Origin of the sequence: Dyadobacter frigoris (assembly GCF_005280585.1) — a bacterium.
GTDB classification, from domain to species: Bacteria; Bacteroidota; Bacteroidia; order Cytophagales; family Spirosomataceae; genus Dyadobacter; species Dyadobacter frigoris.
Genome location: NZ_SZVO01000037.1, coordinates 1 through 12,838, shown reverse-complemented (window position 1 = coordinate 12,838; position 12,838 = coordinate 1). Strand labels below are relative to the sequence as shown.

The 12,838-nt window shown below is 43.2% G+C and carries 14 protein-coding genes and 1 pseudogene; 4 read left to right on the top strand and 11 right to left on the bottom strand.

What is annotated here, in order from left to right:
• Together FDK13_RS34700 and FDK13_RS34695 are read right to left on the bottom strand one after the other, a co-directional pair.
• Positions 1–245 (bottom strand): transposase (locus FDK13_RS34700; RefSeq protein WP_374756102.1); only part of this gene is annotated, 245 nt, incomplete at its 3' end.
• Positions 246–533: 288 nt separating this feature from the next.
• Entirely contained in the window at positions 534–1,226 is a 693-nt protein-coding gene (locus FDK13_RS34695; protein WP_137344598.1) for a DUF4386 domain-containing protein, read from the bottom strand.
• A 535-nt stretch (positions 1,227–1,761) separates the two neighbouring features.
• Between FDK13_RS34695 and FDK13_RS34690 the strand changes: the two genes are divergently transcribed.
• From FDK13_RS34690 to FDK13_RS34680, 3 genes are read left to right on the top strand one after another with little or no spacing between them, the layout of a single operon-like run.
• Positions 1,762–1,944, top strand: a complete 183-nt coding sequence (locus FDK13_RS34690) for a hypothetical protein (RefSeq protein WP_137344597.1) — start codon at positions 1,762–1,764, stop codon at positions 1,942–1,944.
• Positions 1,941–3,179, top strand: a complete 1,239-nt coding sequence (locus tag FDK13_RS34685) for a DUF1800 domain-containing protein (RefSeq protein ID WP_137344596.1) — start codon at positions 1,941–1,943, stop codon at positions 3,177–3,179. The genes FDK13_RS34690 and FDK13_RS34685 overlap by 4 nt, the downstream gene beginning before the upstream one ends.
• Before the next feature lie 24 nt (positions 3,180–3,203).
• A complete protein-coding gene (locus FDK13_RS34680; protein ID WP_137344595.1) occupies positions 3,204–4,409 on the top strand; it encodes a DUF1501 domain-containing protein in 1,206 nt (401 codons plus the stop codon).
• Positions 4,410–4,955: 546 nt separating this feature from the next.
• Here the strand turns inward: FDK13_RS34680 and FDK13_RS34675 are convergent.
• Together FDK13_RS34675 and FDK13_RS34670 are read right to left on the bottom strand one after the other, a co-directional pair.
• Entirely contained in the window at positions 4,956–5,795 is an 840-nt protein-coding gene (locus FDK13_RS34675) for a DUF2306 domain-containing protein (protein ID WP_229216341.1), read from the bottom strand.
• 82 nt (positions 5,796–5,877) lie between these two features.
• Positions 5,878–6,480, bottom strand: a complete 603-nt coding sequence (locus FDK13_RS34670) for a Crp/Fnr family transcriptional regulator (RefSeq protein ID WP_137344594.1) — start codon at positions 6,478–6,480, stop codon at positions 5,878–5,880.
• Between the two features lie 682 nt (positions 6,481–7,162).
• Between FDK13_RS34670 and FDK13_RS34665 the strand changes: the two genes are divergently transcribed.
• Positions 7,163–7,354 carry a transposase gene (locus FDK13_RS34665; protein WP_137344593.1) on the top strand — a complete coding sequence of 64 codons (192 nt, stop codon included), beginning with the start codon at positions 7,163–7,165 and terminating at the stop codon, positions 7,352–7,354.
• Positions 7,355–7,682: 328 nt separating this feature from the next.
• Here the strand turns inward: FDK13_RS34665 and FDK13_RS34660 are convergent.
• From FDK13_RS34660 to FDK13_RS34630, 7 genes and pseudogenes are all read right to left on the bottom strand, one after another.
• Positions 7,683–7,916, bottom strand: a pseudogene (locus FDK13_RS34660) (transposase); the annotation flags it as partial.
• A 163-nt stretch (positions 7,917–8,079) separates the two neighbouring features.
• Positions 8,080–8,799: a transposase gene (locus FDK13_RS34655; protein ID WP_262711845.1), complete on the bottom strand. Its 720-nt coding sequence runs from the start codon at positions 8,797–8,799 to the stop codon at positions 8,080–8,082.
• Between the two features lie 47 nt (positions 8,800–8,846).
• Positions 8,847–9,011, bottom strand: coding sequence for a transposase domain-containing protein (locus tag FDK13_RS34650; RefSeq protein ID WP_374756129.1), 165 nt, complete (start codon positions 9,009–9,011; stop codon positions 8,847–8,849).
• Between the two features lie 176 nt (positions 9,012–9,187).
• Entirely contained in the window at positions 9,188–10,201 is a 1,014-nt protein-coding gene (locus FDK13_RS34645) for a site-specific integrase (RefSeq protein WP_137344592.1), read from the bottom strand.
• Entirely contained in the window at positions 10,188–11,159 is a 972-nt protein-coding gene (locus tag FDK13_RS34640; RefSeq protein WP_170983017.1) for a tyrosine-type recombinase/integrase, read from the bottom strand. Before FDK13_RS34640 ends, FDK13_RS34645 begins: the two co-directional genes overlap by 14 nt.
• Complete coding sequence (locus tag FDK13_RS34635; protein WP_137344590.1) at positions 11,152–12,405, bottom strand: site-specific integrase; 1,254 nt, start codon at positions 12,403–12,405, stop codon at positions 11,152–11,154. The genes FDK13_RS34640 and FDK13_RS34635 overlap by 8 nt, the downstream gene beginning before the upstream one ends.
• Before the next feature lie 124 nt (positions 12,406–12,529).
• Positions 12,530–12,838, bottom strand: a 309-nt coding sequence (locus tag FDK13_RS34630) for an IS66 family transposase (RefSeq protein WP_170983016.1), incomplete at its 5' end; no start/stop codon positions are given.

The window sequence follows — 12,838 nt, the reverse complement described above, 5'->3', positions numbered from 1 at the left end:
GCAGATTCTATTTTCCTTGAACTAAAAATGCCTGTCGAGTAGCCGTAAAAGATCAGAGCCAGAAGTAATTTGGGGTCATAGGCAGCAGTGCCAGTACCACGATACTGTGCATAAATCCTGGTAAAATCCAGCTTATCGACGATCTCAACGGTGAATCGGGCCAAATGGTCCTGTGGCAACCATTCTTCAAGATCATATGGCATAAATGTCGTTTGCCCGCGGTTAGCTCCTACAAAATGTTTCATAATCTGAAGATACAAAACTATTTCTAAACGTTCAAGTCCGACAGGCTGCTAGCATTAACCGGACAGGAAGCCAAAAACCCTTTGGAACAGTAAAGCTTCTCGTGCGAAAATCGGCCACTGTAACCGTGGTCGCATAAATCCTTACAAAACCTGATGAGCTTGCGGGGCCGGTTTTGGTAGCTCAGTGAAGTGAAGTACTTCCGGTGGTCCATAGCTGTCACAGACCACAGTTTTCATTTTATCCATGATTTATGAAATGTCAGGTACCGTACCATTCAGTTTATTTGTTTATAACGGCACTTCGCTGCGGACTGGCTTAAATAATAGCCAAAATGCCAGCGATAGTTCGCCGACCAGGCAAGGTACCAGAACTGCGGGAAATATCTTTGCTGCAAATGATGGGTCTATGAACCAAGAAAAACTATTGATCATATAACACAGACCGGTAATAACAAGCATTACGCCCAAAATTTTGGAAAAATGGGGCGATTTAAAAATCAAATGTCCCCAAAAGAGGCAGTTGACACCGAAAAATGCAAGTGCGATATTATAACCAGCAGCATGCAGCCTTATAGAAAGGTACGCCAAAGTACGCAGCTGTGCAGGTTCGAAGCTCCTCAGGTAATCATAATCATCCAATAAATACAATACTGCCAAAAGCAGCAGCTTTGTTAAGGACTCTATTGCAATGGATACCAAATTGAATAGCATAGCAGCCATAGAGAGTTGTTTATTTACCGATTTAAGTAGAATGTAAAGGCCTAGTGCCAGCCATACAGTACATAATAGCATGATAATTTGACTGGCAAAGCTGACCCGCCACAATGATTGTGATGTCATAATATTGTCAGTAGTTGCAGTAGCATTTCCTGCAACAATGAGACTGCCCCTTACAAATACCTCACTATAAATTCCAGCGACAATGACGTAAAGATATAGAAACCCGCAAATTCGAGCTGTATTTTTAAGTGAGGTAGCCATTTTCTGATTTCTGATGAAATAGTCGAAATTTGTAGTTCTAAACTACAAACGTCTATCCATCGGAGTAGATACATATTTACAAACGGTTAATAAGAAATATCAGTGGCTTTGGTTATCACTTTCAGCTACGATTATCTGGTTGGTTGCAAGCTTGTCTTTACCTCCATGACGCTTCTGCCGATCATACCGTTCCATGATCTTGCAACAGTTTGCTCTTAATTGGTCGCGTCAACAGCCTGGCGCTTTGACCAACCCCCATCGACTGTAAAGGAATCACTGGATAAATTATGGAAATCTTAAAATTGCCTTCTCATTTAACCCTACGGTTCACGACAGTGATGTTCAGCTTGAGAGCTCATACAGGATTTTCCAAAGTAGCCCTTTCAAACAACAATCCCGTCGGTTTTTAGTTGCGTTGACCACCGCTAAAACTGTTGATCAATTAGACGTTGACTTTTTGACTATAAAAAAACATAACTGTTCGTTTAAACCTTAACACCCTTAGTTAAGTCCAAGTCCCAAATAATAAAACGCTATGAAGGACAGGGTTTTACAGTCTCAATTGCTGCATCTTTACCGCCGCATGTCACCGGGCCATATTCCGGTAAAAAATATTTCGCTCGGAAAAGCGGTAGATCAGCTTTTAAAGACAGCGGCGAATACGCCCCTCTTGATTTCAAACCCCTCACAGGCCCTGCCGCTGACGGCGGGACAATGATGGGCCCTTCGATGACCAATTCAGCCACCGTCGAAGAGGACCTGAAAATCAAACAACAAATTATACGGGAAAACCTTAAAAACCTGAACGCAACCTGGTTTAGAAAGATGGTTGACGGGGAGAGTGCCCTACGGGAACGGATGTCGCTTTTCTGGCACGGTCATTTTGCCTGCAGGGTCCAGAACCCCCAGGCGGTGCAAAGCTACCTGGAGACACTCAGGAAACATGCGCTGGGCAATTTCGGCGAGATGCTGCTGACCGTTTCAAAGGAGCCCGCAATGCTTCAATTCCTGAACAACCAGCAAAACAGAAAGAAGAGCCCAAATGAGAATTTTGCCAGGGAGGTGATGGAACTTTTTACGATGGGCAGGGGCAATTATTCAGAACAGGATGTGAAGGAAGCGGCCCGGGCATTTACGGGATGGGTATCAAATCCAACCGGCATTTTTCAGTTCAGGCCGGAACTGCATGACGATGGTGTTAAACGGGTTTTGGGCAGAGACGGCAATTTCGCGGGAGAAGACGTCATCCGCATCTTGCTGGAAAAAAAGGAAACGGCCCTTTTTGTGACAGGCAAAATCTACAAATCATTTGTCAGTGAAATCCCCGACAAAGCCCGCATTAACAAACTCGCTGACGGATTTTATAAATCGGGCTACGATATCAGCAAATTGCTTCGCAATATCCTTGAATCTGATTGGTTCTATGATTCTGGTCCCCAAACACTTCTGATCAAATCCCCGGTAGAACTCATGGTTGGGATGCAGCGGGCACTTGGCGCCGTTTATGCAGACCATGAACCGGTTTTGTTTATCCAGAAAGTGCTCGGGCAAATCCTGTTTTCTCCTCCCAGTGTGGCCGGTTGGCCAGGCGGCAGGAGCTGGATAGACAGTTCCAGTTTGCTCTTCAGGATGCAGCTGCCCGGGATGCTTGCTGGGGCAGGGGAATCAAAAGTGAAAGCCAAGGATACCGGAGATGCAAATGATATAGCGGCCAACCGGGAAAAAAGAAATAGTGGTGCGGTTATCGACTGGCATAAATGGGCTTGCCGTTTCGGGGAAATTGAAACCGCGGAGTTGCCTGTGTTCCTGGCAGGCCTGCTTCTCGCTGTAGCCCCGTCCACAGAAACGATGGACACACTGCCTGATCCAGAGACGGCCGGAAACGACAGGGTGCAATTCATCCGGAAACTCACTTTGTCGATCCTCGGACTGCCGGAATATCAGGTTGCTTAGTATCCAATTCTAACCGTAAACAAAATGAAAAGACGTGATTTTTTAAAAAATTCGACGTTCGCTGCAGCAGGAACGATGCTCATCCCGCATTTTCTTAAGGCACATGAGCTCTCTTCAGCTGGGGCGACCCGGGGCAAAGTGCTCGTCGTTATCCAGTTGTCCGGTGGAAATGACGGTCTTAATACGGTTATTCCCTACCGAAACGATATTTATTACCGTGAGCGGCCCTCGCTGTCTATCAACAAATCAGAGGTACTTACGTTGAACGATGAGATCGGTCTCAATCCTGCCCTTGAGGCCATTAGGAATTTGTATGACGATGGGCGTGTCCGGATCCTCAATAATGTGGGTTATCCCAATCCGGATCGTTCACACTTCCGTTCGATGGATATCTGGCACTCGGCCAGCAACGCGGACCAGTATGTAAATTCAGGATGGCTGGGCAGATACCTGGATTCTTCCTGTGCAAGCTGCAACGTAAAAGCACACCACATGCTTGAAATCGATGATACGCTTATTCTGGCGCTGAAGGGGGAAATGGCAAACGGCCTGGCAATGCTGGATCCCGGAACACTCTATCGTCAAACAAAAAGGGAGTCTGTCAGCAAAATTGCCAAGACGGCCCACACCCGCGACCAAGACCCTGGCCACATCGGTTATTTGTACAAGACCCTGGCAGATACCGCTTCGAGTGCCGATTACTTATATGAAAAAGCAAATGCAAAGAGTATTTCCGCGGAATACCCAAAAGGTGAACTCGGAAAGAATCTGAAAACGGTCTCGGAGCTGATCAGTTCCGGGATAGAAACCACCGTATATTATGTATCGTTTTCAGGGTTCGATACCCATGCCGGGCAACGTCGCCAGCAGGACCGGCTTCTGACGCAATATGCAGAAGCTGTGCGTGCATTCATCAACGATCTTAAAAAAACAGGGCAGCTCGATCGTACCATGGTACTTACTTTCAGTGAGTTTGGAAGAAGGGTCAAACAAAACGGCAGCAATGGGACCGATCACGGAACCGCTAATAATGTCTTTTTGATGGGCGGCCCGCCAAGGAACTCGGTCATCTACAATGAGGCACCGGCCCTGACCGACCTTAACGGCGGAGATTTAAAGCATTCCATTGATTTTCGGGATATTTACGCCTCGTTGCTGCGCGATTGGCTCGGCGCAGACGACAAAGCGATCCTGGGCCAAAGCTTTGCAGGGTTAAAAGATCTCTGCTGATAAGAAATCGCCACGAGTTCGGGGGTGTTGGATTTTTCAGACCTTTGAAAGTTTTTGGAGAGACTTGGGAAAACTCTTTGTTCGAATAAGTAAAAAAGCATGATGATTGGACTTGCAAAATCGCTCTCTACGCAAGGTGCGAAACCAGAATATTATTGGAAGTAGCGGTAACATCACTTGCAACAAGGAGGTTTCCCACATGAATGCTTCATTGAAGATACCTGCCGCTTACATACAAATAGAGATGCCAGCTGTTTGCGCAACCTTTTTGTTGCTATTTCCAGGTTCTGATGTCTGTTTGGCCCTTCTGATTTGTTGTTTAAACTACAAAAGTTTGTCTGTTCAATAAAAAGATATTTACCAGCGATATCATTGTAAACCATTTTCAATTGGCGATGATTTTGTACTGGAATTGTTCAATTAATTCGAAGACGGCCGTAAAAGTTGACTTCAAGATAAACAGAATATCCATAAAATCCTGCATCGTTCAGATGTAGGGCCTTGTGGTCGAGATGAAATGGTACCTGTTGTTGTTAATAGTTGCGGTTATTTTAATCTAGGGAGCCACATGCCCATTGTTGCTCCAAAAATGCCAATACCCATGATGACGGTAAAAATCAGGATGAGCGCCGATGTCGCTATTGTAAATACTTTCCCCTGATTTTTTTGGGCGAAGAAGTACATTTCGAGGATGATCAACGAGAGGGGGATAGCATAGGTGAGTATCGAAAGTGTTGTCAGAAATGGCCCGGTAAATGTTTCGCGGTCAAAACCGGCCGGGCCGCCGTTGACGAGAATCCAAAACATTAAGCCAACTCTAAAAAACCATACCCCGTTAACTACCATGTACAATCGTAGTGCCCATCTTCTGTGTTTTTCCAGTTGCCGGGAACGCGCGCAGCGGATTGCGAGCACGGCAAATGAAATAATATAAATCGCTTGGATACTGATGCTGATGCGCTGTGTCGAATCACCAATTCCGCCACGTGTCCAAATCATGAATAGCCCAGCTGAGGCTACCAGGATAGCAATAGTAACGTATATTCTGCCAAGCAAGCGGTGAAAACGAGGGAATTGTGCTCTTAAAGCGGGAATCAATTGTAAAGGTCCTCCAATCACAATCACTGCTGCCAACAATACATGCAGTCCTACGATTAAATTTCCTTTCCAGTCACCTTCCACGTAACCATGCGGCAGGACCCGGTTCCATTTTTCAAACTCTCCCGCGGCTGTGGACTTGCCGTAAAACGAGATGATGTAAAAACCAAATACCCATTGACCGACTGAGGCAGTGGTCAGCCAGGCTGAGGCGGCCAGGTTCAGGATTCGTGGTGCATGGAAGGCTGGTACTTTTTCTACTGGCGGGACATTTGTTTCGGTCATCATGGCAAATCGCTTTAAGTTGATCAAACTTAAAACCTGGCCAATATTTATCAATTAGACAAATGTCCAATACGTATGAGCGGTTCTACTTCGGTATGGAAGTCTTGCTGCCCTGATCGCCCCGCAGCCTGCTGAGGTGTCTTTGTGTAATCCCCAGGTAGGAGGCAATGTAACCCAGCTGTACATGCCTTGCAATGTTTGGCTTCTCTCTTAGAAATTTATGGTACCGATCTTCGGCAGTCAGGTTTGCCATGTCGTCGATTCGCTCTTTATCTTGCTGAAGGTGTCTTCGTAAAATTTCTATTGTATAATCTTTCTGCGTCTTACTAAGCTCAGCGCTTATGTCAACATCATCCCGCTTGATCCGTAGCAGCTCACAGTCGGTGATACAGTGCAGGTTTTCATTGGAAACAGAACGGTTCATGAAGTGGTGATAGGAAGTAAAAAACCTGGGGCCATTATTTAGGTCGGTTGTGATCTGGTTATCATTTTTATCCAGGTAGTAGTTTCGCATGTGACCCGATACGATGAAATTATGATATTCGGGTATTTTTCCTGCGGACTCGATAATCGTATCTTTTGGGACGAAAATAGGCTTAAAGGAACGACGAATCGAAGCCTTATCCATTTCCGGCAATGTTACAATCTCTTCCACAAAATTAAAGAAAGCTAAGTAGTAATGTTCCATGCCATTAGATGTGCCCTTGATTTGTGAAAGTTATCTAAAATTTTGAATGATGTAGCGGCTAGATTTTGAAAATGAGCGTTAGAAACCATCACCCTGCCGAATTAAAAACAACCGATCTTTTTCGGAGTTTAGCACTGTATAAATTGGCAGTAAAGTCTTAACTAGGCATTGCCCGTTGTAAAGGTGATACGATCCTGATATTTTTGAATCCCAACCTACAGATATCCCTCTGTTTAAAGCTTCAAAGACTGAAGTTCCTTTCAGCTTTCTATTGTCTTAGGTTATGTTAGCGAATATATCCATTTTATATTTTATTTCTCTTAGAGATCAAAAAAAATAACCAGACTCTTAACATACTGGCTCTAACTAGATCTTGTTTTATAGAGGATATCTATGTGAAGTGAACCTAAATAATACGGTGGTGGCTGTTGCAGAACTCGAACAAAAACAGCTTAAATTTCTTTCAAAACAGCTTGATTTTTTGTAACTTCAGGCATGCAAGGAAGAAAGAACTACGCCGAAAAACTGTTCACCAGCTTTCAATTATCTGATCGGGTGCCGAAGGATAATCTCTATCGAAGGCTGAGAGAATCTTTGGATTTGAACTCCATTTACAAGGATACCTATGGTGTATGAGGTGGTCTAGAAAAGCGGCACACTTTCTTGCATAAAATTTCGCAAAATGAAAGATGAAAAAAAGTCGAAGCAACGCCGCAATTATGAACCGGATTTCAAAGCCGAGATTCTCAAAATGATAATTTCGGGCAAAAAGGTGAGTGAAATTTCTGAGACCTTTGGAATTGCTGAAAATCTGCTGTATCGTTGGTGTTCATTATTACGGATTAAACAAAATCAATGTTTTAGGAAAAGCTAGTGCGCATAAGGTCATGCTGATGGCAGCCACCTGCTTTAATCTTAAAAAGTATCTCAAAGCATTTAAAAGAAAACCATTAAAAAGTGAGGCAATGGAGGCCTTCACTCACCTAAACAGAGTTTTTATAGAGTTTATAATCAGTTTTTAGCTTTATTTTATCAAATTTCAATAAAGTGATTCAGGCTATTCCAAATTTCGAAAAAAACCTTGTTAGTTCTGCAACGGCCACGGTGGTATGAATGTAATTTCAACCAAGCTTTTGAAATCGAGAAAAATGCTGTCTCAATAGTTTATGAGATGGAATTGCAACAATAAAGAGGACAAAATGTTAAGCCGCAATTTTCTGCATATTTAAAAGTTCTTCAAATTCCTTGGGTGACATGTATCCCAGGGCAGAATGAAGCCTTTTTTTATTGTACCAGGCTTCAATATATTCGAAGACTATTACCGCCGCTTGCTGCTTATTGACAAACTTATTTTGATAAACACATTCTGCTTTTAAAGTTTTGAAAAAACTTTCTGCAACTGCATTATCCCAACAATTACCTTTACGACCGCCCGAATTCTAAGATATAAACAAACTTAAAGCATGTAACTTTTTCAAGATATTCCAAATTTAAGCCATATGGAAGCTCCACATTATTTCTCGCAACCCCTCCATTATAATTGAGAGGGGATTGCGAGAAATAATGTTCAAAGAAAACTCTAAGTTCATATCTGCTATTTTAGGCTGCTTGTTTATACTTCATAATTTCAACATATTCAGTTCCACGAGTTATGGTAGCAAATACCCGATTAATAAGTTTGGCCTTAACAGCATTGAGTACACTCATTTTAGCTTTACCATCGTTTACTTTTCGTTGATAATATAATTTAAGCTCCGGATCAGTTTGTATGGCAGCACTGGCGCAATTACTTAATAAAGCCTTCATTTTTCGATTGGCCAGTGGGCTAACCCTGGTTTTCCCTCTAACACTGCTTCCAGAACTATATTCAAACGGTGCTATTCCTGCGTAACAGGCGAATTGCCGACCAGTATCAAATGCAGTAAAGTTCTGTGTATAGATCAGAAAAGCTACTGCTGTAATCATGCCAATACCAACGACTGACTTGATCAGATCAAAATGCTTTTGTACTTGTCCATCCTCTTTTAAAGTCGCTTCTATCTGTTTATCCGTATCTTTTATTTGCTCTTCGATAAGTTTATGTTGAGCTACTGATTGTTTGATAATAAACGAATTATCTACTAAATCTATAATATTCTTTAGATCCTTAATTGCATTTTTAAGACTTACATTTGTCTTGACAAGCCTGTCACGAAAAGCCATTAGATTCTTTAATTTGAGCAAACATGCAGATGGCAGCTGCATAGGCTTCAATATACGATGGTGCAGAAAAGCAAATTGAGCAATCCGTTTTGCGTCTATTTTATCATTTTTACGTATCGCTCCGACAAAACCCGTGTTGCTAATTTGGTAAACGTAATTCTGGGTTAATTTTCGAGATTTCTGAACTTCTCCCAGTTGTTTGGTAGCAGTTGATAAAGATCTTTGTGTTTATGGGATTGTATTCTTTCAAATACATCTGTCAGCCACTGCTGCTCGTCAACGCCGTTTTTCTTGCATGTTGCCATAAAGGAATACATAGCTGCTGTCATTTCAGCTGACTGGTGGGAACCAGCGAACAAAAACGCCTTTCGTCCCAGGTTATGTAAAGCTTTACATAACCTCGGTTATGCATAGCTGATGATTATGTAAAGTAAGTGAGCAATACCACGTTCTATTTTCAGTAGACAGCAGTTTTCTGTCACATTACTTTACATAATAACAATGCTCAAAAACGTTTGAGCCAGTCCAAGAGGTTTTCATTCGACAACCAGACCGGCTGCTTTTCCGGTACAACTGATGTGTATGCTCTTTGGATCGCTTCCCGTTTCGCACGCGAATCGGCTCGTGCATATACTTCCGTCGTTTGAACAGAAACATGACCGAGAATATCGCGTATGTACACCAGATTGACGCCTGCTTGCAGTAAATGCATTGCTTTGCTGTGACGCAGGGTGTGGCAGCTGATCTTTTCTGGTAAATGAACCTCACCTGTTGTTTTTCTGGCCATATCAGCATATTTAAGTAGAATATGATTTACACCAGCCCTTGTAAGCTTTTCGTTCCGACTATTAAAAAACAGCGGATGTACGTCGTTATATGCCTGAAGAAGATCATGTTCTTTCAAATAAGGCTCCAATAATTTCACTTGCTCGTCGAGCATTGGAACAATGCGGGTTTTATTGCCTTTGCCATTAATCCGGATTGTACTCAGCTTGTCAAGCCTGAGACTAGACGGCGTCAGATCAATAATCTCCTGAACACGTGCGCCTGTATCATACATCAACGAAAGCAACGCCAGATCACGTCTACCTCTAACGGTCCGGGTATCCGGTTGCCGCAAAAGCATTTTAATCGCGTCAATTGTTAGATAGTTCATAGGTACTACCGCCTTGCGCTTCATCGGTATGGATAAAATCTTCTGACATTCATAAAGATGTTCAGGATACTGATACTGCATGTAGTGAAAAAAAGCATGGATTGCAGCCAATCTCGCATTCCTGGTTGCGTTACCATTTTTGCGTTCTACCTGTAGCCAATCAAGAAAACCGACGATCGCCATTTGATTAGTATTCTCCAGCGTTAATCTTGATACAGGGATGCCTTGGATTTTCATGTAATTTATGAACAGGATGAAGGTGTCCCGATAAGCACTGATGGTATTCTTACTTGCGCCGCGCTCGTGCGGCAAATACCCGGTCAAAAAACCTGTCAGGCATTTTGAGAAGTTAGTAGGTTTCATAGCCTGAGCTGTTAGGGAAAACGTTTATACAGATCCTGTCAATATCCTTCAGCAACCCAGGGTACATGGCAGATACCAGCCTGACATAATGATTTGTCGATTCTACTGATTTATGACCGAGGTAGGTTGATAGTACCGGTAAGCAGCAGTAGATATCCGCACCTCGTTCGGCCATCATCGCCAGTGAATGGACACTAAATGAATGGCGCAATGCGTGTGGAGTTACACCGCGACCTTTTGGAATTCCGGCAGCCAATAACAAACGTGAAAACCATCGGCCAAAGCAATGGTGTGATATCCTTTTTCCATCAAGGGAGATGAAAAAGCGGTCCTTTTTTACCATACAGGCAGGCAACTCATTCCTGTAAAAGGCGTATTGCCTAAGTACCGCTGCCAACGAATCTGAAAAAGGCATAACACGCTGCTGTCCATTCTTGCTGTCCCGCACAAGGATGGTCTGGTCATCGAGATTAACATCACCAACCGATAAAGCCAATGCTTCGCCGCCTCTCAGGCCGGTACAGTACAGTAACCTTAAAAGTGCAGGCATAGCAAACATGATTTGACGTAAACCCTTCCTGATGCGAAAATGATCTGCTGCTTCAAATAGGCGTCCAAGCTCATCTTGTGAATAAATATGTGGCGTAAAATCCATTTTACATACAGGTAAACGCATCAGGTAAGAGTGGATACCTTGTTCGTTAAGGAATGATGCCAGTTTATTGATTAGCAATGCGCGATGAAAATTATAGGATGACGACAGGTTGGCACCTGTTTGCATCCATGCTTGCGAAAGTTCCGGCGTGATACCCAGCCGGGTTTCACCACGGCTAACCGTAAATCGGTCAAAAATTGCAAGTATTGATTCCTCTGTTTGCTGCTTAAAGCCTAATTGCCTTTTATAATCCAGGTATTGATCCAGATACGGGGCATAAATGCCGGTGAAGTGATTATGCATAAAAACAACCTCCTTTATGATTATAGAAGTCATCAGCTACAGCAGGCGCCTCAAGCATACACTGCTTCATGGATGTTAGGTCTATCCGTAAATAGTATTTTGTTGAACGGGAGTTTTCATGACCGAGCACTTCTGTAATAACCGGCAAAACTATACTCTGCTCCAGAAGTAAACTGGCAAGGCTGTGACGAAGCGCATGAGGTCCATGGTGCCGATGCTCAATATTAACGCCTGAAAGAATAAATGCGCGGTTCACAAGACTCGTTATTCCAGGGGTATGCATCCGTCGAAAGGGAGATCCAGCTGACAGGAACACATACGGTTCATTAGAAATTGGCCTTCCGTATTTCAAGTACTCAATGATCGCTTCACCAACTTCAGCAAGTAAAGGCAGTTGGAGTTGCCGCCCGGTTTTGTACTGACATATTGATATGATGCTCTGCTGCCAAAACAAATTCTCAAACTTCAGCCCGGCAATATCAGATGCTCGTAGGCCCAGTCTGGCGGCAATTAATACGATGGCATAATTACGTTTACCACTGGGCCTGGCGCGGTCTATTTTACTGATCATTCTTTGAATCTCATCGACGCTGAAGACAGACGGGAGCTTGGCCTGTTTTTGATAGTTATCTTGTGGGACAGAAAGTGAAATGTCTTCTTTTATTAATCCCTGTTCAAAGAGAAATTTTAAAAATGTTCTGATTGCTCGTAATGTCATATGAGCAACAGTGGAATGCCGTATGTCTAAGGTTCTTAGATAATCTATAATCACAAATTTATCCACCTTGTCGATGGAAGCGATACCCTTATCTTTCATATAGATAAGAAACTTGCTCAGGTAATGTTCGCGCTCCCTTATTGTTGTTGACTTTAAACGCAGCGTAGCCAGGTGATCAACAAATTGCTTAACCAGCGCGCCGATTACACCGTCCAGTTGGAGCCGTTCCCGGGATCTGGTTATGGTACCGGTGTCATAAAATTCACATAGTACACTGACAATTTTCACAAAATCCTTGTCTCTTTTGGAAAGTGTAGCGTAATCGAGCTGGCCAAACCGGTCAAGTAAATGTTGCCTGCCAAGATTAGAAGTGAATTCGGGTATGCTTTGGCACCGTATCTCACGCCACATTCGTCGCCAATAGATACGATACCAGTTAACTGTCGCGTCAGTTCTTAATAGTTTGGTTCTCAACACTTCGCCTGCATCATAGATGAGCTGATCAAAGCATGTCTGTATTTTTCTCATAGCTGCATTGTTTTAGTGATTGCAACATCGCAATCACTAAAACAACGTATTATTATGTAAAGTACTTTCGTCTTCCGGTAAGCCCGGAAGCAACTTTTATATGCTGACTTTACATAATCTTTAACTATGCATAACCCACAGCAATGGCTCTAATTGCATTCTCCACCCAGTTATTGTCCAACTGAAGCCTTCCATCATACATGTAGTGCCCCAGCTCATCCCATCTTTCAATAGTATACCGGAAGGCAATACCGATCGGACTTTTAGGAAGGGCTTTATACATGTTGCTGCTGATCCATTTGCCTAGCAGATTGTAGGTGGGCAATGATTTTTCCAATCTAAGCTCTTTAGTCTGCTCCGGATCCAGATTTTTATCGCGTGCAAGACGTTCAACGGCATATAGTTCCTGGATAAGCAACACCGCAGTTTCGGC